An 18971-nucleotide genomic window follows, 5' to 3' on the forward strand; every position below is an offset into this window, starting at 1 on the left:
TAGCTGGGTGACTTCAGACCGTGCTCATCGGCTCGATGGGTGAGCCATCGAAAAAACGGCCAAGGCGGAAATGGGAAAGGTCGATGTCAGTCTGGCCACCGGTCAGCATGGCAGCAAGCGTCTTGCCGGCACCCGGGCCGATACCAAAACCATGGCCGCTGAATCCGGTTGCTATGTGAAAACCCGGAAACGTTTCACTTTCACCCATCACAGGAACGACGTCCGGCGAGGTTTCAACCATGCCGGCCCACGATTCAATGAGCTCTACGTCGGCCAGGGCGGGAAACGTTTCCGCCAGATTGCTTTTGATTTCCCGCAATACGGCCGCATTTGGTGCCGGGTTCAGCACCCGGGTATTTTCGAACGGCGACGGTGCGTCGAGTGACCAGCGTTTCGGTGTGCGCAGTTCTTGCCAGAAATCGCGGCCGATGGACAAGCGCAAAACCTTGAACTCCTGGCGTAGTGCCGGAATAAACTTGCTCGCGTAACGCAGAGTGCTTGGCGTAATGCCGTGATCGAGTATGGAGCCGTGGGCGACGGTATAGCCGCCATCCTGCCGGCGGCGGATACCGATCTTTTCGTCAAACATGCAGCCTTGCAGTAACTCGGGTGCCGGTGCTGTGCGGGCGACGGTGCCGCGGACCCGTAGCTGCGGAACGGAAATGCCCAGCGAGCGGCAGAACATGCTGGTCCAGGCACCGGCCGCACACAATACGACCCGCGTGCGGATTCTGCCGTGTTCGGTGACCACGGCCGATACCGCGCCGGCTTCGCTCTCTATGCCACGAACGGCGCAGTGAGTTAGCACCGTAGCGCCTTCCCGAACGGCGCCTCTGGCAATGGCTGGTGCCGCCTTGTGCGGTTCTGCACGGCAGTCGGACGCCGTATAAATAGCGCCGCGCCATTGTTGGGATGCGTAACTTACCTGCTCATCCAGTGTGGAGCCACTGATGATGCGGGTATCAAGGCCGTGTTCTTTGGCTATGGGTAACCAGGACTCGAGCTCTTCTAGTTGTTCGGCGTTCCGGGCCATGAACAGGCAACCGCATTGCTTGAGTCCAACTTCTTCGCCGATCTGTTCTTCCAGGTCCAGCCAGATACGACGGCTTTCCATCATCATTGGCAGCTCTCTGGGATCGCGACCCTGTTGCCGTACCCAGCCCCAGTTACGCCCGGATTGTTCGCCGGCAATGTGGCCTTTCTCGCACAGGACCACGCGAACGCCCTGACGCGCGAGGAACCATGCGGTGGACACACCAACGATACCGCCACCAATAATCACGATGTCCGCATCGGCGGGTAGCGAGTGCGGTGGATCAGCTGGGCGTTCCCAGGTGGACGATACCTTGTACGAGACGCTGTTCGAATCCATTAGTCGCCTTGCTGTCTATGCTGAAAGAAAGGTCTTGCCGTCCAACTGCTCAGCCCGATACTACCTTGCCCCGCAGTTGTTTCAACGCGTGCTGCAAACCGGCTCTTATCCGGTGGCCGCGCAAGCGCATGAACGCGCGGAACAGAATCGGCATCAAAAAGAGGGTCATCACTGTTGCCACGGCCAGTCCAAACACCATGCTGGTGGCTACCGGGCCCCACAACAGAGACTTGCCACCCAGACCGGTCGCAAGCGAAAACAGGCCCGCTATCGTGGTCAAGGTCGTCATCAGGATCGGCACAATCCGTCGCCGCGATGCGTAAATAATGGCGTGCAAGGGACGCATGCCGTCATTGATACGGGTATTCGCAGCATCGATAAGCACGATTGCCGCATTGACCGCGATACCGGTCAGAGCAACAACGCCATAGAGCGTGTACAGGCTGAGCGGGTTGTTGGTGACGAACAGGCCGAATACCACACCAATAAACGCCATTGGCACCGTGACCAAAATCAACATCGGCTGGAAATAGCTGCGGAACTGGGTGGCGAGGATCAGGTAGATAAGTCCAAGACCAAACAGCAACAGGAACAACATTGCATCCAGGCTCTCCTGAATGTCGTCAAATGCACCGCCAAACTCGAGGTCGGACGTTGGAAAGCCCAGGCGGATCCTGGCCCATTCATCACGGATGAAATTCGTGGCGTCGACTGTATTGGTGGTGCCGGGTGCCAGATCCGCTTCGACCGTAATCGAGCGGCGGTATTGATAATGCCGAACGGTGCCGCTGCTGCGCGCGGTCCGCGTATGGGTCAGCGCACCCAGCGTTGTATTGCCACCGGCTGGCAACGCGATCGGGTCATCGAGGATCGCACGCACATCGCTGACGGTACGCCGGGGCCCGCGGACGCGCAGCTCAATTTTTTCACCGGCACCACGAGTGAAGGAAACGATTTCGCCGTCCAGATGCAAACGAACCAGGCGAGCGACAGTGCCGGGCGTCAGGCCCGCTTCACGGATTGCTGGCTCGTCCAGGTCCAGCGTTAGTTCGTAACGGCCAGGTACGTCGTTGTCCGCAACATTCGATGCGCCCGGAATCGCTTCCACAATAGCCTTCACCGCTTCTGTTGCCGCCCGCAGTTCGTCGAAGTCGTCGCTGCGAACCTTGACACTGACGTCCTTCGCCGCCGGTGGCCCGCCGGTCAGTTCAAAGAACGTAATCTCTGAGTCACCCGGCGTATTGATTGCGATATCCCGCACCGAGTCAACCACTTCCCGCACTGAGCGACCGCCGTTTGCCCGCGGTTGCAGTGATACCTGAATCTGTCCGTACTGATCGCCGAACAATGCTTCGGAATCGGTGAACTTGATACCCGCCATGCTGGTTACGGCGCGAATTTCCTCGTCCCTTAGCAGCGTGCGCACGCGAGTTTCGACACGCACCGTCTGCTCGAGCGTTTTCTCCAGTGGTGCATCCGGTGGCATATCCACATTGATGTAAAACATCCGGATCGGGTCAAAAGTGAAGAACTCAACTTTGACCATGCCCGTACCAACCGCCGCAATCGACAGAAAAAATGCCGCGGCGCTGCCAACGAAAAAGCGGACGGGCCGGCGAAATACATAGGCAAGTGCGCGGGTATAGCGAGTGCGGATAAGGTGGGTCCAACGACCTCGCCAGTGTGTCAGCGTTTCCTTGTAGGTTACTTTCTTTGGTGCGGTTGCAATGACGTGCGACGGCAGTATCCAGAACGCTTCTATCAGGCTGACCAACAATCCGACGGTAACGACCAGCGGAATAACCTGCATGAAGTCACCGAGAATTCCCGGCAACAACATCAGGGGTGCGAACGCCGAAATCGAGGTCAACACTGCAGACGTAACCGGTTTACCGACTTCCGCCAAGGAGTCCAGGGCAGCCGATACCGCTTCCTGGCCGCGCTGCAATCGGTAGTAGAGCGCTTCGACCACGACCACCGCATCATCGACCAGCATACCCAGAACAATGACGATACCGAGCAGCACCGACACATTGAGGGTGCTACCCATCACGTTCAACAACCAGAACGTGCCGGCGATGGAAAAGCCGATCCCCATGGTAACGAAGAGGGCGATGCGCATACCCAGGAAGAGCCAGCAAACACCCAACACGAGAAACAGACCGAGGCCTGCATTGCGTTGCATGACGTCGAGCGCCGAACGGGTCTGCACCGTTTGGTCATCCGACAGGATCAATTCCATACCGTTGGCGGCAAGCACTTCGTTCTTGTCGTTCACATAGGCGTTGATGCGATCAACGAGCTCCAGTGTGTTGGTGAAGCCGACTTTGGTGACGGACATGAAGATTGCAGGGCGGTTATTGAAACTAACCGCTTGTTGCGCTTCCTGTCGGCCACGCCGGACCGTCGCAACACGATCCAGTGGGATTTTGCTTTGCGGTTCGCTGAGTGGTGCTATCAGAAAGTTCGCAAGCTCTTCCGGATCGGTAGTCTTGCCTTCTACCCGAACTAACCAGGCTTCGCTGTCGACGTCGATCTTGCCCGCGGACACATCCTGAAAGGAAGCCCGAACTTGATCAGCCAGGTCCGCCGCGGTTATGCCGTTGGCCGCCAGCTTTACCGGGTCGACTTCAATCTGCAGTTCCGGCTCATTGAATCCAAACGCGCTGACACGGTCCACACCCTTGAGCCGTTCGATCTCTTCTTTGACCAGTTTTGCCTGTTGCCGCAAACGTTCGTCGTCGGCTTGCCCGAGTAACACAACACTTGCTGTAGGGAAGCCGTTCGAGGTGGTAATTTCCATTACGTAGGGGTCTTCAACATCCCCTGGCAATTCGTCGTTGGTCTTACTCTGAATTTCTCGCCGAAGGTCCGTAACCCGCTTGTCGAACTCGCGTTCGGAGAGTTCGCGAAAGCGCACAAGAATATTTGATACGTTGTCCCGGGAACTGCTGGAGACGAAGCGAATGTCCTGCACGTTGCGCAGCGCATCTTCGAGCGGACTGGTAACCAGCTGCTCGACGTCGGCCGCTGTCGCGCCGGGTAAAACAGTGTTGATGCTGACGAAGTTGAAATTGATTTCCGGGTCCTGCTCGCGCGGCATCTGCGAATACGACAGGGCGCCGAGTACCAGCACCACGCCGAACAGGATATTGACCAGTGGGTGATTGGTCAGCAGCGTTCGCATGAATTTCATAGGCGATCGATCTGCAGTTTATCGCCGTCCTGCAGCCTCGATTGACCACGAATCACCAGCAAGGTTGCCGGTGGTAAATCGGCGCTGGCAGGACGGCCTTCTTGGGCATCAGGTAGCGCGACAAAACGTGCAGTGGTGCCATCCGCGACAAAGACGCCGAGCTGACCATCGCGCTGCACGATCAAGGGAACGGGCAACAAGCCGGTCGCCACTTTCCACACGACTTCACCGCTGGTGCCAATGGCCGCAGGAGGCCCGGCAAAACTGAAACGGCCTTTTTGCGTGCGCGCCGCGGCATCGATAACGCCAGCCAGTCGTGCCAAACCGAGTGGCCACGACCGGCCCTGACTTTCGAGGCGCAGGTCTTGCGCGTTCGGCAGGTCGGCGGCGTAACGGGGATCAATGTCTGCGTCGACTTCGCGTGCACTGGTTTGGACCAGCGTCAGTAACGGCGTTCCGGGTTGTGCGAGGCTGCCCACCTGCGCGGCGCGCGCAACGACAGTGGCGTCATAAGGCGCACTGATACGGGTACGAGACAACGCAAGTTGGGCACTGCGAATGCCCAGTTCCTGTGCGGCGCGGTTGGCCCGGAGCACCGCCAGTGTCGTCCGTCGGTCGAGGAGATCATCGTCAGAGATGAAACTGCTTTCGATGAGGTCCTCGCCGCGTTTTAAGCGAGCCGCCGCCTGTTCAATCTGCGCGTCGAGTGCCTGCAACTCGGCTCGGGCCCGGTCCAATGCCAGTTGCGCATCATCACTATCGAGCCGGATCAGGACATCACCTTGCTTTACGGATGCGCCGACATCCTGCTCGACAGCCTCTATCAGCCCCGTAACCTGCGCCGTTATCACTGCTTGGTTAGCCGGTACAACCATCGCGGGCGCGCGGACTTCAAGGTCCAGGAGTTGTTCCGCAAGCGGACCAACCGTCACCGGTATAGCCGCGGCTGTCAGGGTCGAATGTAAGAAGGCAGAGAGCAGGATCAGGCGAGTCAGCAACTTCATTGTTTTTTTCTTTGGCAGAGAGGCACAGGGTCCCGCAACCCGGGGCCCGTAACCTGTTTTCAGAAAGATTGTTGCGGGAGGTGTGCTTTGTTGCACTGCATTATAACCGGGCCAATCGTCGCTAGATACTGTCAACAGCCGCTCGGTGCTTGTTGAGAAATGAAAAAACATGAGCGGGCTACGTGTAGCGGCCAGAATGTCGGGCGTGGCTTGGGGGTTGTTTCCGTTTGGGTCAACGTTGGCTGTCCGGCAACCCGCGAGACCTCGCAACTCTGGCTGCTGGCAAATCCTGCATGAACGGGCTGCTGCAAACCCCGCGGCCATCCATACCGCCACAACAGGGCAAGGCTCTGCGCCGCACTGCAAGCCGCACCTGCGCGGCCGACAAGCGCGGTCAATCAAGTCACTTGCGGCCAGTGTTCAGACCACGACACGATCCTGCCATGGTTTTGCTAGTGAGCGCGGATTGCGTATGCTGATGCCATCCCGTGCAGCCTGAGCGGCTGCACCGAATTGCCGGAATTGTTGACATGCAACTAACAAAAACATTGGGCCTGGCATTGCTGCTGCTTGCGCTGAGCGCTTGCGGCAATCGTGAAGTTCTTGAGCCTTACGCGTCAGCCAATCAATCCACAGTCAGTCTCGCCGGCAACTGGGTCCTGGAAGGAGACTCGGCGGCGATTGCCCGCGAACTGAATCGCGCAATACGGCAAACCGATGGAGTTCGCGACGACCGAATCATGGCGCCACCGCGTCAGGGGCGCTCCCGCAGCGGTGGCAGCAGCCGAGCGCAAGGGGGGCTGACTTACGTGTTCTTTGAGAACGCCGATGCCTTAAAGATCACCCAGACACCTTCGGCGCTGTTCATCAGCTTTAACAGGGCCATTGTTGAAGAATACCGTTTTGGCGAAATGCGCCGGATCAGTGTGGGCCAGGCAGAAGCGCAGCGTGTTTCCGGCTGGGACGGGCCTGATTACGTCGTGGAAACACTTGACCGCTACGGTATGAAAATCAGTGAGCGCTACAGTCTGTCCAGTGACCGCGAGAAGCTTGTCCGGGAAGTGACGTTCCGCGGCCGCAACAATGAATCCGCAACGGTTGTGCAGACGTTCGCCAGAACCACCTGAAGCAAGGCAGCAGGCAAAAAAGGGGAGTGAACCCGGTGCGGACCCGGCGGGAGACTAGGTTGACCGGACTCACTCCCAAACTGCTCAGTGTGTTGTCGCGCGACCTTGCTGATGGTCGCCGTACCTCAGTCCTTTAGTTCGAAGCGGAACAAGGTCTGCACGCCGCTCGTGGGGACCGGTGTGCCATCGATGACCCGTGGCTGGTAACGGAACTTCGCAACAGCGCTTAACGCCGCATTGTTAAATACCGGGTGACTGGAACTCACGATGACGGGGTCACTGACCAGGCCGTCAGCGCCCACGTCGAAGCTCACGACCACTGTCCCCTCGATGCGCTGATTTGCCGCTCGTTGCGGATAGACCGGTTCAATCCGAACCAGGCTGACAAGTGAACTCTCAGTCCATTCCGGCAGCTCGGTGAGCGATGTTTGTGTTGGCGGTAGAGTCCTGGGTGTTGGGACGGTTACCCGTTCTGTCTTCGGGTCGGCGGTAAGTGCCGGAGTGCCGGTCGGTGTCGGCAGGGGCAAGACAATACGTTCCGGCGGCGTTGAGTCCCTCTGTTGCGGCGGCGGCGGTGGCACTGTGACGTCGTGAAATATCGTCGGCAGTCGACCTGTGGTGGGTATCAGTACGTCGTTGCCCGATTTGATCAACTGCTGCATGAGCAGTAACAAACTCGCGGCAATGATGACGCCGGGCGGTGTAGCGGCTACGTATCGGTTAATCATGTCAGGGCCCTCAGAACAGTGACTGTCCAGCCGTGCTTCCCGCCGAGATACCTATCAGTTACAGGTATAGTGTAGATACCTTGAATGGCAATGTATATATTGACATACCTTGAATCTCGAGGCATTCTCCGGAGGATCACTGGCGGGCAGGGCAGAACCATGGCCAAGACCAACCCACCGTTCATGAGTGGCGTCCCCGAACTCCTGTTGTTGCGGCTGCTCGCGCAGCGCGAGATGTACGGCTACGAGCTGGTGCGCTCTATTCGCCAGGTCACCGATGAGGCCATCAAGCTGGGCGAGGGCGTAATCTACCCGGTGTTACACGGTCTGGAACGGGACGGCGCATTGCAGGCCCGTCGCAAAGCCGTGGATGGCCGCACTCGTGTTTATTACTCTTTGACCCACAACGGCAGCAAGCGCCTCGAGCAATTGCAGCAGGAATGGCAGCGCGTGCAGGGGGGAATCAGTGCAGTTCTGGAGGGCGGCGCTCATGCATGACCCCGATTTTCAGCGCTTGTCGGTGCAACTGCAGGCAGCAGGCATCGGCCGTCGGCACGCCGAGCGGTCAGTGGCTGAACTCAAAGATCATTACGCTGATCTGGTGGAGGACTTGCAGAGCCGGGGCCTGGACGCGGTTGCCGCAAGGGCTGAAGCCAGCCGGCAGCTGGGCGATCTTTCCGTGCTTGGCCAACTGTTTGCAAAGGCCCCGAAATTGCGCGCGTGGCCTTATCGTTATCCGGCTCTTGCCCGCTGCCTGTTACCGGTTGCTTGCCTGGCTGTGCTGCCGGTGACACCGGTCATCGCCGGCTGGCAACATGCGTCCGTCGTGATGCGCTGGGCTTTCGCCATGCTCGCAAGCGCGGCCTTTACTGCCATATTGCTGGGATTCCTGCAGCTCTCGATACAGCTAAGCTGAGTCGCCGTCACACTCGATCATCATTTTGCGGCATTGACGTCGGTTGCTGCAGGCAGCTCACGATAGTCCGTCAGCACGGCCTGAACGCGCAGTTTTCCGTCTTTGTGCTGCTCAATCACGATCGGCAAGTAACCGAGTTCGCGGACGCACCAGAGGGTGCTGACCCGCGATGAGTCGTCCGCCTGGTGCTGGATCCCAACGGCGTCGAAACGGCCGAACGGAACCTTGATACGGCGGGTGCCGATATTGGTGACTTTCAAGCGCTTGAGTTCATCCCCGTCGAGCATCGCGTACTGGCCTGCGTCCTTGCCATTGCGCAAGTTCTGCATCAACTGGTATTGAATCGAAACACGGTCGTGCAGTAAGCCGCCGATGGTGAACGCGAAATCCTGCTCGTTGATCACACCGGTGACTTTCCGGTCCTGCCAATCAAAGTCGAAGCTGATCGTCGTCTTCTCTTTGGACAGCGTGTCGATGGACTCGTAATGCCGCGGCCGCAACACGTCTTCATCCACCACAAACTCCGACTGCTCAACGATGCTCCCGTCCATGAACATACTCGCGAACCCGGTTGGCGAAATAACGGAGCGGGCCATATAGGCATCTCCGACGTCAAACACCTGGGTACGCATCGTGCCGCCCAGAACGCTTATTTTCACTTTGTATTCTGCGACGTGGGGTACCAGGACCTCATTGGACAATGCGTTGCCGGTCAACAGCAAAGCGATCAGGCTCGTCAGTGTGTGGACTAAGAACCGATTGTATCGGATCACTGGGATTCCCCTTTCAATGCAGCTTCAGCCGAGCGCATTAACGCGTTGGTCGCCGCCTCGATTGCCTGCCGGTGTTGCTCGAGATCAGCCACGGGTGTAGAGCGGGGTATCGGCATGGGTTCGCCAACCGCAAGCACAACCTTCGCAAACGGCTTTGGTAACAGAAAATTGTCCCACCGACGCAAATACCACGCACGATCGGCTGCGCAGGATATCGGTACAAGAGGGGCATTGCCGATGCGTGCCATCAATACCACCCCCGTCTTGAATTCGTAGATCGGGCCCAACGGTCCGTCGGCGGCGCTCACAATGGAGACGCCACGTTTCATGGCTTGCTGGATATCACGCATGGCCAGTGCGTTCGTGTGTTTCGCCGAGCCACGGACCACGGTGGCACCCCAGGAATGCGCCACGCGTGACGGTACTTCGCCGTCAACGGAGGCCGTAATTATGAAACCCGCTTTGAACCCCCGTTGCAGCCATTCCCGCATCATGTTCAGGCAAATAAACGTGTGCTGATGCCAGTACACCGGCGCGCAGATCGACTCGCTGCTGAGCAATCGCTCCAGCGTGTCGGCACCGATGACGTATTGCTTGCGGTAGGTGGACCACAGCAGCCAGCTGACGCCTTTTAGCACCGGCATGCCTACCCAGTAGTAGAACCGCCGCAACAGTGTCATACGGCGTCTGGAAGCCGCGCTGCGGCGTGCTTCAAGGTCTTCAGGTTGGGTTTGATTGCTCATAGGCGACGGGTTGATTCCGGGTCTTCGCAAAGGCGGCTGAAAGTCGGTTTGCGGCGATGATTGAATGAGAGCCTAACGCAGACACGATGAATATCGGATGAACCGCGCCAGGCCGGCATTCGCATCACAGCGGCGGTGCGCGCGAGTTTGCAGTATGCGGATCAGCCCGGTCAATGTAATAATGCGCCTCAATTTGCCGGACTGTCTGCCTAAAATCCCGATTGATCATGAACTTAGCTAACAGCAACAGCCAACAGGCACCGGGCCCGGAGGGCGTCGTTTCAATTAACGTTGAACCGGCGTCACTGAAAACCCTGCGGGATTTGCAGGCCCGTTACGGCAATGTGGTGGAATTCGAGGCGCCCGGCGACCGCCGCGGCATGTTTATCAACGACCCGGCCTGCGTGCGCCGCCTGTTAGTCCGGCATCACCCCAAATACCGCAAAGGGCGGGGGTTTGAGCGCGTTGAAATGCTGCTCGGCAACGGACTGATAGTCAGTGACGGTGACGTTTGGCGCCGTTCGCGGACCATGATCCAGCCGGCTTTCAGTCGCCAGAACGTGCACCAGCTGGAAGCGCTGATGATCGACTGCACGAAACACAAGCTGGCTGCCTGGCAGTCAGTGGCGGCCGCGGGAGAGGTGCTCAACGTTACCCAGGAAATGAGCGATTTCGCGCTGGAACTCATTTTGCGAGCGATTTTCAGCGACGATTATGAAACGCGTATCCTGAGCGGCGGCGAAAACCCCTTTGCATTTCTTAGCCAGGACGCGACCCGGGATCTGTCAGTGGTACTGAAGCTGCGGCAACTCCGTGAACTATTGCTCGACATCATCGCCAGTCGACGCGCCGGCCATGCGAGCAACAGTTACGATTTTCTGTCGATGTACCTGACCGCGGTCGATAAGCAAGGTCAGGCCTTCAGCGACCGCGAGCTGCTTGATGAACTCATGACTTTGATCGTTGCAGGCTACGAAACCTCTGCCGGTACCCTGAACTGGGCGTGGTACTTACTGGCGCACCACCCCGAGGCGGCCGACAAGCTGCAGGCGGAAGCCGCCGCGTACGGCACGGCTTTCGAAGGTGCCGCGGACGACCCGGCACTGACCGGCTTGAACTGGTCGCAACAGGTGCTGGATGAAACTTTGCGGCTTTACCCGCCGGTCTGGCTGTTTTCCCGTCGTTCACTGGAGAGCGACGAGATTGAAGGCTATGCCATACCGGCCAATGCGGATGTCTACCTTTCGCCGTTTATTCTGCAGCGCAGCAGTGAGTTCTGGAGCGACCCTGACAGTTTCAAACCGGAACGGTTCGGCCCCGACGGGCCATACCAGAAAGGTGATCGGCCATTCTTTCCGTTTTCCCTCGGCCCGCGTCGTTGTCTCGGTGAATACTTCTCATTTCTGGAAATGAAAATTCATCTCGGTATGCTGTCACAGCAATTCCGGCTGTTGCCGGTAACCGAACAACATCCCGGGCTCGACCTGGGTATCAATTTGCGCTCACTGAGCGACATCCAACTCAAACCCGAACTTCGGCACTGAATCGAATGACTCAATTTTCCACGCTCAGCGAGATGCTGCTCGCCCGTCGCGCTAGTACGCATCGCCTGAATTTCATCGATAGCGATAATCCGGAACACAGCGTGTCCTTCAGCGAGCTCGTTGATAGTGCGCTCGGTTGTCTCAAGTCGCTGCAGGACCGCGGATTCAGCGCCGGCGACGAGCTGGTCATCTTCACTGACAGCAACGAGCAGTTTCTCATCGCATTTTGGGCGGCCATCCTCGGCGGCCTCATTCCCGTTCCGGTCGCTGTAGGTATCAGCGACGAACATCGAATGAAGTTGTTCAAAATCCTGCGTCAGTTGCGCAATCCCTCAATTTTCAGCAACGACAATTTGCAGGAGCGACTGCGAACATTCGCAACTGAACAGAAACTCGACGACATACTGCAACTACTCGCCGAACGCAGCGTCTCCAGTGACGAACTCGATTACACAGGCGAGGGCGCAGTGCATACGCCAACAGAGGATGACCTGGCGTTTATCCAGTATTCGTCGGGTTCAACCAGCGACCCGAAAGGCGTTTGCCTGACCCATCGGAATCTGTGCAGCAATACTCGCGACATCATCAACAGCTTGTCACTGAATGAAAACGAGCGCTCGTTGAGCTGGATGCCGTTGACGCACGACATGGGCCTGATTGGCTATCACGTATCCATGATTACGGCGAACATGAATCACGCGATTATGGATACAAGTGTGTTCGTAAGGCGGCCATTGCTCTGGCTGCAAAAGGTGAGTGAACTCGGCTCGACGGTGCTCTGCTCGCCGAATTTTGGTTACAAGCATTACCTGAAAGTGTTCGAACGGAAAGGTCCTGGCGATATCGATCTGTCGAAGGTCCGCCTGCTGCTGAATGGCGCAGAACCGATTTCGGTGGCGCTGTGCGACGAGTTCCTCGACGCACTCGAACCGCACGGGCTGCGACGTGAAGCCATGTTACCGGTGTACGGTCTTGCGGAAGCCACGCTGGCAGTCGCCATACCGGAGCTGGGCAATCGTTATTCCTGGATCACTGTTGATCGACACAGTCTCCGCATAGGTAAGCCGTACGTGGAACTCACGGGCGCGGACGCTGACTCGGAAAACGCCGTCAAGCTGGTCAAACACGGCGGTATCGTCGAGGGCTGCGAGTTGCGCATTGCGGACGATGCCGACCTCGCATTGCCGGAGGGCTATGTAGGCCATATCCACTTGCGTGGCCCGAATATTACCGGCGGAATTTTCGGCGACAAGGACGATACAGCAGGCATCCACACCCCGGATGGCTGGCTGCGGACTGGCGACTGTGGTGCGATGGCGGACGGCCAGTTGCTGATTACCGGCCGGCACAAAGAAATCATCATTGTTAACGGCCAAAACTACCTGCCGCACGATATCGAAGAGGTCGTGGCGACACTCGACGATCTCGACATCGGCAAAGTTGTGGCCTGTGGAGCCTTACCTGCCAACAGCCAGGTTGAGCAACTCATCGTTTTCATCCTGCATCGGAAAGATGCCGAATCGTTCGCCACCATTGCGGAACAGGTGCGCAGTATCGTCGGCCGTCAGATCGGTATCGAGGTCGATTACGTTCTGCCCGTTTCCCGTATCCCCAAGACCACGAGTGGCAAAATTCAGCGCCGATTGCTCGCGCAGGAATTCCTGGACGGTGCGTTCGCGGAACAAATCGCCGCACAGAAAAAGCTGGCGCCTGCGGAGCCGGATGCTGATGAAGATCCATTGGTCCGTGAAATACTCGGGATATGCGCCGAGTTTTCCAGGGACAAAGTGGTCGGGCCGGACGACAATCTTTTCGAGGTTGGCATCAGCTCATTGACGCTCACCGAAATCATGCTCGCGGTTGATGAAAAATACCCCGGCAAGGTCGATATCAACGACCTTTTTGATTACCCCACTATTCGCGAGCTTGCGCAGTTCTTGCAACGCTGAGCCTTCAGGAAACACCAACAACTATGCCTTATTCAGCCATCGCCGGTACCGGTTCCTATTTGCCCAAAAGGGTGATGATGAACCAGGAATTCGAAGCACTGGTCGATACCTCCGACCAATGGATTCAGGACCGGACCGGGATCAAGCAACGACACATTGCCGCCGACGGCGAAACCACCTCCGACCTGGCGTTCGAAGCGGCTAAAGCCGCGCTCGAGAGTGCCGGTGTCGCGGCCGATGAAGTGGACCTTATTGTGTTGGCCACGACTACGCCAGACAAGGTTTTTCCCAGCACCGCGTGCCTGCTGCAACAGCGCCTCGGCATCAGAGATTGCCCCGCCTTTGACATTCATGCCGCGTGCGCCGGTTTCATCTACGCGCTGGATGTGGCCGATCGTTTTGTGCGGACCGGTGGCGCGAAATGCGTACTGGTGGTGGGCGCTGATACTTATTCGCGAATACTCAACTGGGAAGACCGGTCGACCTGCGTGCTGTTCGGCGACGGAGCAGGTGCCGTAGTCTTGCGTGCCAGTGAGGAACCCGGCGTCATCTGTACGCACTGTCATGCGGATGGCCGTTTCGAAGATTCGTTGCACGTTCCGAGTGGCATATCGGCAGGTTACGATCAGGTCCGTGCGGAAGCCGCCTTCATTCAGATGCGGGGCAACGAGGTATTCAAAAAGGCAGTGAGTACTCTCGATACGATGGCACGTGAAACGCTCGCCAGTCACGGCATCGACAAGAAAGACGTTACCTGGCTCGTGCCGCATCAAGCCAACATGCGCATCATCAGTGCCGCGGCCAAAAAACTGGAGCTGCCCATGGAGCGGGTCGTGGTCACGGTCGACAAGCACGCCAACACCTCCAGCGCCTCCATACCTTTGGCACTCGATGTCGCGGTTCGTGACGGCCGTATTCAACGCGGCGACCTGTTGCTGTTTGAAGGCTTCGGTGCCGGCTTTACCTGGGGCTCCGGGCTCGTCCGTTACTAGCGGTCTCGCGGACGTGACGGGCAGTCAGCGCCATTCTCAGGCGCTGCCGGTCGGTCTCAGGCGGGGCGGCCGGAGCGCGCTGCAGAGTGCGCGGGCCACGCTGTTAGGTTTCTGTCAGTGGCTGCGCTTTTGTCTCGCCGGCGGTGGGGCAGGGTCCTGCCCCTGAGGCGCGCCAAACCGGCCGAATCGTCGCCTTCAGGCGACAGCCTTTTTTACCGGCTGCAAAAAGAAAGGCTCTGAAGCGCTGTCTCTAAACCATTGAATTAGTTAGCTTCTTGGTTTCAAACTGTGACACAGTTCACACTTTGCGCCCCGGTCGAAACTTATACTGCGCACTGCATGCTGTCGCATATTGGCGACAGCCAAAGAAATCAGGTGGAAAAACTGATGCAAGATTTGAACGAGAAGCACCGGCCGTCGGACATTCCTTTGTCCGAAGCCACCATCCCGACCCGACTGGCGGATATTCGCGCGCGTTGCCAGGACCTGCTGGCTGACGAAGGCGAGCTGGCGCTAACGCTGGACGACCCCGGCGCACCGCCAGCCCACGGCGCTTACAACCCCTATAACCACAGCTAGGCGCTGTGCGCGGCGACTAGCCGCGGTAGTTTTGCAACGCGGCAATCCGTTCCGCTATCGGCGGGTGGCTCATGAACAAGCGGCTCAATAGCCCGCTGCGCGGTCCGCCGGAAATACCGAACGCACTGAGGGACTCTGGCAAATCGTTGCCGCGTCCCTGATCCAGCCGGCGCAAGGCATTGATCATCGGTGCCGTGCCGTTCAAACGCGCGGAACCCGCGTCGGCCCGGAATTCACGTTGCCGTGATACCCACATGACAATGGTGCTGGCCAGAATACCCAGGACTACCTGGGCGACCATCACGGAGACGAAATAGCCAATGCCGTAGCCGCGCTCGTTCTTCAAAACAACCCGATCGATAATGTGGCCCACTATGCGTGACAGGAAAATAACGAAGGTGTTGACCACGCCCTGAACCAACGCCAGCGTGACCATGTCGCCGTTCGCAACGTGCGAAATTTCATGGGCAAGGACCGCCTCAACTTCGTCCTTTTTCATGGCGGTCAGCAAACCGGAACTGACGGCAACGAGAGCGCTGTTACGGCGTGCACCGGTGGCAAATGCGTTGGGCTGCGGGGAGTCGTATATTGCGATCTCCGGCATTTCGATGCCCGCTTGTTGGGCTTGCCGCTGCACCGTGCTGAACAACCAGGATTCAGTACTGTTGGCAGGTGATTCGATGACCCGCGCACCGGTAGAGCGTTTGGCCAGCCACTTGGACATCGCCAGGGAAATGAAGGAGCCACCGAAGCCGATGACCAGGGAGAGTATCAACAAGGCCTGATAATTCAGGTCCGAGCCGGATTCCGCCAGCATCCGGTCGACGCCGAGCAAGCGCAACACAATACTAAGTACCAGGACGACCGCAATATTTGTGGCCAGAAACAGGGCAATGCGTTTGAACATCAGCAGTCACTCACTCAATTAGGTTCACGTGAATGTATGTCCAATCCGGCTGAAGTCAAGGCCTTGCGGTCGCAATAGCCTCCCGTCTGTTCGTGCCGACGCAGACCGGAGCCCGCGGCCGCACCGGATCAGTGCGGTGCGGGTGGGTTTATTCTTAACAAATGCATTACGGCCATTGCGCCGGAACACTTACCGGCGAACATGAAAACGGCGCAATTGAGTCTGGCTGGGGCCCGAAACCACTGCGGTTGGCGCTTTTCCGAATACTGACGCTACGGAAAAGAGGAAGAAATATCACAGGCGGCACCTTAGTATTCAGCTGTGGTTCGAATTCCATAGTCAACACGGTGCCAGCAGACGCGCCGCAGGATGCCGACGATGAACGATGACAGCTACACGCCGATAGACTGCGGCGTCCATGATCAGCTTGAACTGGCCTGCATGCGTGGTCTGGCAATGCGCCTCACGACGGAAAGCGAATGTCTGACCGGCGTACCGCTTACAACCCGCACGTCGCCCGAGCGCGCCGAGTGGCTGGTCTTCCAGCTGGCAAGTGGCAAACGTGAGATTCGCCTGGATCACATCCGCAAGCTCGAACCACTGGACGGGCGGCAGACCAGTGAACCCATTGTATTCGCGCCGCAACGATAGTTTGTGACGGCCGGGTATACTGCAGAACAGAATAACAAAAGAGCAAATCTATGTGGCGTATAGGGTTCTTGGTCGGCTTTGTTGTTTCCATCGCGTTAACGGCGTGCAGCCAACCCGAAGAGCCCACTGGCAGTACCCGTTCGTCCCCCATAGTGGTCGTTACCGGCGCTACCGGCACGCAAGGTGGCGCTGTCGCGCGCGAACTGCTCAAACGCGGTTATCGTGTCCGTGCACTGACCCGCAATACGGAACAGCCGGCGGCCGCGGCCTTGCGCGCAGCCGGTGCGCAGGTCGTTCAGGGCAACTATGATGATGGCGATTCGTTGCGCGCGGCCATGCAAGGTGCACACGGTGTATTTGCCGTGACCGACTCTGCCGAACACGGCGCGCCACGTGAGATCGACCACGGCAGGGCACTGATTTACGCCGCCGAAGACAGTGGTATCGCTCACTTCGTGTTTTCTTCCGTTGCTTCGGCCGATGAAAATACAGGCATTGCGCACTTCGACAGCAAATACGCCATTGAAGAAATGCTGGCTGAATCGGACCTGGCCTATACGGTCTTGCGCCCGGTCGAATTCATGGACAACTGGCAGCGCTACAGCCGCGACGCGTTACGCGCTGGCGACTACATTAATCCCCGGGACGGATCGGACATGCATCAGTGGATCGCCGCGAGCGACATCGGCTTTTTCGTGGGTGAGGCATTCGACAATCCGGATGAATGGTTGGGCAGAACGGAGGAACTCGCAGGCGACGAAATGTCCATAGATGAGCTGGTGCAGGTGATGTCCGAGTCACTCGGGCACCCCGTGCGGCACGTGCAACCGGAATGGGCGGAATACAACGCCAATGTGTCCGAGGATATCGCAACGATGTATCGCTGGTTTGCGACCCAAGGCTACGCCGTTAACATTGAAGCGTTGCGCAGTCGTTATCCGGATCTTGTGCGGGTTCGCGACTACCTGGAAACACTGGAGTAACCATCAAAAACAATACGCTGGTACTGGCCGCTGTTCACAACCAAGGCTGTTGAGCAGGGCTCGGCCGGGCCAAGCCGAGCGTGGAGTTGCTACCGCTGTGCCGCACAGGCATACGTTGCATAAGGCGGTTTGCGGCTGCTCAGATCGGCGCCTGACAGCGGCCAGATAATCCAGCGGAAGAAAATTTCCAGAAATGGCTTTCTTGCTGTCGATTTGCGGCTCGGCGCGACGACCAGTATGCAGACATTCACGCAAACGGAGACCTGTATGAAGTACTTATGCTTGGTGTACGCCGAAGAATCGGCCTTGGCCAGCTGCCCGGACGAGGAGTGCCTCGCGTATTTTGAGTCCGTCAATGACAGCGGTCATTGCCAGTTTGCCGAAGCGCTGGAATCAGTGCAGACGGCGACCACGGTACGGGTTCGGGCCGGCAGTCTGTCGGTCACGGATGGCCCGTTTGCCGAAACCAAGGAACAGCTGACGGGCTTCTATCTCATCGAGGCCCAGGACTTGAACGAAGCCATACAGCTTGCCGGCCGAATTCCGCCAGCGCGAATAGGCAGTATCGAGATCAGGCCGATCCGTAACCTTGCAGGTCGTGTGCGGAACGCCGACGGCCTGTAACACGACGCTCTCAGGGGCTGTAATTTGCCCAGATTGATCAGTCTCTTCCCAAGAAAAGGAAACCATCGATGAGATTCATGTTGCTGATGATTCCGCAAGGCTACGAAACAGCGGCGCCCGGCACGCTGCCGGAGGCCGATGCCGTGGCGGCCATGATGAAGTTCAACAATGACTTGCAAGACGCCGGCGTTCTCGTTGCGCTGGACGGACTGCACCCGCCGTCGATGGGCGCGCGTGTAAGTTTTGAGAACGGCAAGGCCAGTGTAACCGCCGGCCCTTTCGCCGAAACCAACGAAGTACTTGGCGGCTACTGGATCATCAACGTGGATTCCTTGCAGGATGCCATTGCCTGGGCAAGCCGCTGCCCTGGAGGTGACAACGAGATCATCGAGGTTCGCCAGATTCAGGAATTCGAGGACTTTCCTGAAGACGTGCAGGAAGCGGCCGCGGGTTTCAAAGAAATGCAGGATTCAGCCAATCACTAACGGTCGTAACGAACTGGAGCTGACATGGAAAAGTACATAGACGGGTTCCTGATACCGGTACCCAAAGCAAACCTGGACAAATACCTGGAAATGGCTGCACTGTCCGGCAGGGTCTGGATGGAGCACGGTGCACTGGATTACACGGAATGCGTTGCCGATGACGTCCAAGCGGGAAAGGTGACCTCGTTTCCGCAGAGCGTATTACTGGAAGACGACGAAACCGTCATTTTTTCCTGGATAAGTTATCGCTCGCGGGAGCACCGCGACGAGGTCAACAAGAAAGCCATGGCGGATCCACGGCTGGCACATATGAAACCCGAGGACTTTCCGTTCGATGGCAAGCGATTGATCTGGGGTGGGTTCCGTACGATCGTGACACTTGGAACCTGATCACTCCC

Annotated in this window: 19 protein-coding genes; 12 read left to right on the plus strand and 7 right to left on the minus strand. The window is 58.0% G+C overall.

Features of this window, described 5'->3' with window-relative positions; translation table 11 throughout:
* Positions 1-13: 13 nt before the first annotated feature.
* Genes BA177_RS09125 through BA177_RS09135 form a run of 3 tightly spaced genes read right to left on the minus strand, consistent with a single transcriptional unit; the run spans position 14 to position 5572 of the window.
* On the minus strand, positions 14-1372 hold the full coding sequence (locus BA177_RS09125; RefSeq protein WP_068615596.1) for an NAD(P)/FAD-dependent oxidoreductase: 1359 nt from the start codon (positions 1370-1372) through the stop codon (positions 14-16).
* A gap of 49 nt (positions 1373-1421) precedes the next feature.
* Positions 1422-4568 (minus strand): efflux RND transporter permease subunit, encoded by a 3147-nt coding sequence (locus BA177_RS09130; RefSeq protein WP_068615598.1) that lies wholly within the window; start codon positions 4566-4568, stop codon positions 1422-1424.
* Entirely contained in the window at positions 4565-5572 is a 1008-nt protein-coding gene (locus BA177_RS09135; RefSeq protein ID WP_068615600.1) for an efflux RND transporter periplasmic adaptor subunit, read from the minus strand. Before BA177_RS09135 ends, BA177_RS09130 begins: the two co-directional genes overlap by 4 nt.
* 530 nt (positions 5573-6102) lie before the next feature.
* Between BA177_RS09135 and BA177_RS09140 the strand changes: the two genes are divergently transcribed.
* Positions 6103-6699: a hypothetical protein gene (locus BA177_RS09140; protein ID WP_156762763.1), complete on the plus strand. Its 597-nt coding sequence runs from the start codon at positions 6103-6105 to the stop codon at positions 6697-6699.
* 125 nt (positions 6700-6824) lie between these two features.
* Here the strand turns inward: BA177_RS09140 and BA177_RS09145 are convergent, their stop codons facing one another.
* Complete coding sequence (locus tag BA177_RS09145; protein WP_068615604.1) at positions 6825-7427, minus strand: energy transducer TonB; 603 nt, start codon at positions 7425-7427, stop codon at positions 6825-6827.
* A gap of 159 nt (positions 7428-7586) precedes the next feature.
* Here BA177_RS09145 and BA177_RS09150 point away from each other — a divergent pair, with 159 nt between their 5' ends.
* Both BA177_RS09150 and BA177_RS09155 read left to right on the plus strand, forming a co-directional pair.
* Positions 7587-7925, plus strand: a complete 339-nt coding sequence (locus tag BA177_RS09150) for a PadR family transcriptional regulator (protein ID WP_068615606.1) — start codon at positions 7587-7589, stop codon at positions 7923-7925.
* The gene (locus BA177_RS09155; RefSeq protein WP_156762764.1) at positions 7918-8343 is read left to right on the plus strand and encodes a permease prefix domain 1-containing protein; all 426 of its coding nucleotides are present in this window, start codon (positions 7918-7920) and stop codon (positions 8341-8343) included. Before BA177_RS09150 ends, BA177_RS09155 begins: the two co-directional genes overlap by 8 nt.
* 20 nt (positions 8344-8363) lie before the next feature.
* Here the strand turns inward: BA177_RS09155 and BA177_RS09160 are convergent, their stop codons facing one another.
* Both BA177_RS09160 and BA177_RS09165 read right to left on the minus strand, forming a co-directional pair.
* Complete coding sequence (locus BA177_RS09160; RefSeq protein WP_068615609.1) at positions 8364-9116, minus strand: DUF3108 domain-containing protein; 753 nt, start codon at positions 9114-9116, stop codon at positions 8364-8366.
* On the minus strand, positions 9113-9859 hold the full coding sequence (locus tag BA177_RS09165) for a lysophospholipid acyltransferase family protein (RefSeq protein ID WP_068615610.1): 747 nt from the start codon (positions 9857-9859) through the stop codon (positions 9113-9115). The genes BA177_RS09160 and BA177_RS09165 overlap by 4 nt, the downstream gene beginning before the upstream one ends.
* Before the next feature lie 227 nt (positions 9860-10086).
* Here BA177_RS09165 and BA177_RS09170 point away from each other — a divergent pair, with 227 nt between their 5' ends.
* The 4 genes from BA177_RS09170 to BA177_RS09185 all read left to right on the plus strand — a co-directional run bounded on the left by BA177_RS09170 (position 10087) and on the right by BA177_RS09185 (position 14923).
* The gene (locus BA177_RS09170; protein WP_068615611.1) at positions 10087-11403 is read left to right on the plus strand and encodes a cytochrome P450; all 1317 of its coding nucleotides are present in this window, start codon (positions 10087-10089) and stop codon (positions 11401-11403) included.
* Positions 11404-11408: 5 nt separating this feature from the next.
* On the plus strand, positions 11409-13352 hold the full coding sequence (locus tag BA177_RS09175; protein ID WP_068615612.1) for a non-ribosomal peptide synthetase: 1944 nt from the start codon (positions 11409-11411) through the stop codon (positions 13350-13352).
* A gap of 23 nt (positions 13353-13375) precedes the next feature.
* Positions 13376-14344 carry a beta-ketoacyl-ACP synthase III gene (locus tag BA177_RS09180; RefSeq protein WP_068615614.1) on the plus strand — a complete coding sequence of 323 codons (969 nt, stop codon included), beginning with the start codon at positions 13376-13378 and terminating at the stop codon, positions 14342-14344.
* 387 nt (positions 14345-14731) lie between these two features.
* The gene (locus BA177_RS09185; protein ID WP_156762765.1) at positions 14732-14923 is read left to right on the plus strand and encodes a hypothetical protein; all 192 of its coding nucleotides are present in this window, start codon (positions 14732-14734) and stop codon (positions 14921-14923) included.
* A 16-nt stretch (positions 14924-14939) separates the two neighbouring features.
* Here BA177_RS09185 and htpX read toward each other — a convergent pair whose 3' ends face one another.
* On the minus strand, positions 14940-15830 hold the full coding sequence (gene htpX / locus BA177_RS09190) for a protease HtpX (RefSeq protein WP_068615617.1): 891 nt from the start codon (positions 15828-15830) through the stop codon (positions 14940-14942).
* A 378-nt stretch (positions 15831-16208) separates the two neighbouring features.
* On the opposite strand from htpX, the gene BA177_RS09195 reads away from it, so the two are divergent.
* The 5 genes from BA177_RS09195 (at position 16209) to BA177_RS09215 (ending at position 18963) form a co-directional block, all read left to right on the plus strand.
* Entirely contained in the window at positions 16209-16481 is a 273-nt protein-coding gene (locus tag BA177_RS09195) for a Rho-binding antiterminator (RefSeq protein ID WP_068615618.1), read from the plus strand.
* Positions 16482-16531: 50 nt separating this feature from the next.
* Positions 16532-17464 (plus strand): NmrA/HSCARG family protein, encoded by a 933-nt coding sequence (locus BA177_RS09200; protein ID WP_082990009.1) that lies wholly within the window; start codon positions 16532-16534, stop codon positions 17462-17464.
* 267 nt (positions 17465-17731) lie between these two features.
* Positions 17732-18088 carry a YciI family protein gene (locus tag BA177_RS09205; RefSeq protein ID WP_068619156.1) on the plus strand — a complete coding sequence of 119 codons (357 nt, stop codon included), beginning with the start codon at positions 17732-17734 and terminating at the stop codon, positions 18086-18088.
* 68 nt (positions 18089-18156) lie between these two features.
* Positions 18157-18573, plus strand: a complete 417-nt coding sequence (locus BA177_RS09210; RefSeq protein ID WP_068615620.1) for a YciI family protein — start codon at positions 18157-18159, stop codon at positions 18571-18573.
* A 24-nt stretch (positions 18574-18597) separates the two neighbouring features.
* Positions 18598-18963: a DUF1428 domain-containing protein gene (locus tag BA177_RS09215; RefSeq protein ID WP_068615621.1), complete on the plus strand. Its 366-nt coding sequence runs from the start codon at positions 18598-18600 to the stop codon at positions 18961-18963.
* Positions 18964-18971 lie beyond the last annotated feature (8 nt).

Source organism: Woeseia oceani (assembly GCF_001677435.1).
Taxonomy (GTDB): Bacteria; Pseudomonadota; Gammaproteobacteria; order Steroidobacterales; family Woeseiaceae; genus Woeseia; species Woeseia oceani.

Bases quoted from the DNA above. Each gene is read 5' to 3' on its own strand.
- BA177_RS09125 (WP_068615596.1), bottom strand. From the start codon at position 1,372: ATGGATTCGAACAGCGTCTCGTACAAGGTATCGTCCACCTGGGAACGC.
- BA177_RS09130 (WP_068615598.1), bottom strand. From the start codon at position 4,568: ATGAAATTCATGCGAACGCTGCTGACCAATCACCCACTGGTCAATATC.
- BA177_RS09135 (WP_068615600.1), bottom strand. From the start codon at position 5,572: ATGAAGTTGCTGACTCGCCTGATCCTGCTCTCTGCCTTCTTACATTCG.
- BA177_RS09140 (WP_156762763.1), top strand. From the start codon at position 6,103: ATGCAACTAACAAAAACATTGGGCCTGGCATTGCTGCTGCTTGCGCTG.
- BA177_RS09145 (WP_068615604.1), bottom strand. From the start codon at position 7,427: ATGATTAACCGATACGTAGCCGCTACACCGCCCGGCGTCATCATTGCC.
- BA177_RS09150 (WP_068615606.1), top strand. From the start codon at position 7,587: ATGGCCAAGACCAACCCACCGTTCATGAGTGGCGTCCCCGAACTCCTG.
- BA177_RS09155 (WP_156762764.1), top strand. From the start codon at position 7,918: ATGCATGACCCCGATTTTCAGCGCTTGTCGGTGCAACTGCAGGCAGCA.
- BA177_RS09165 (WP_068615610.1), bottom strand. From the start codon at position 9,859: ATGAGCAATCAAACCCAACCTGAAGACCTTGAAGCACGCCGCAGCGCG.
- BA177_RS09170 (WP_068615611.1), top strand. From the start codon at position 10,087: ATGAACTTAGCTAACAGCAACAGCCAACAGGCACCGGGCCCGGAGGGC.
- BA177_RS09175 (WP_068615612.1), top strand. From the start codon at position 11,409: ATGACTCAATTTTCCACGCTCAGCGAGATGCTGCTCGCCCGTCGCGCT.
- BA177_RS09180 (WP_068615614.1), top strand. From the start codon at position 13,376: ATGCCTTATTCAGCCATCGCCGGTACCGGTTCCTATTTGCCCAAAAGG.
- BA177_RS09185 (WP_156762765.1), top strand. From the start codon at position 14,732: ATGCAAGATTTGAACGAGAAGCACCGGCCGTCGGACATTCCTTTGTCC.
- htpX (WP_068615617.1), bottom strand. From the start codon at position 15,830: ATGTTCAAACGCATTGCCCTGTTTCTGGCCACAAATATTGCGGTCGTC.
- BA177_RS09195 (WP_068615618.1), top strand. From the start codon at position 16,209: ATGAACGATGACAGCTACACGCCGATAGACTGCGGCGTCCATGATCAG.
- BA177_RS09200 (WP_082990009.1), top strand. From the start codon at position 16,532: ATGTGGCGTATAGGGTTCTTGGTCGGCTTTGTTGTTTCCATCGCGTTA.
- BA177_RS09205 (WP_068619156.1), top strand. From the start codon at position 17,732: ATGAAGTACTTATGCTTGGTGTACGCCGAAGAATCGGCCTTGGCCAGC.
- BA177_RS09210 (WP_068615620.1), top strand. From the start codon at position 18,157: ATGAGATTCATGTTGCTGATGATTCCGCAAGGCTACGAAACAGCGGCG.
- BA177_RS09215 (WP_068615621.1), top strand. From the start codon at position 18,598: ATGGAAAAGTACATAGACGGGTTCCTGATACCGGTACCCAAAGCAAAC.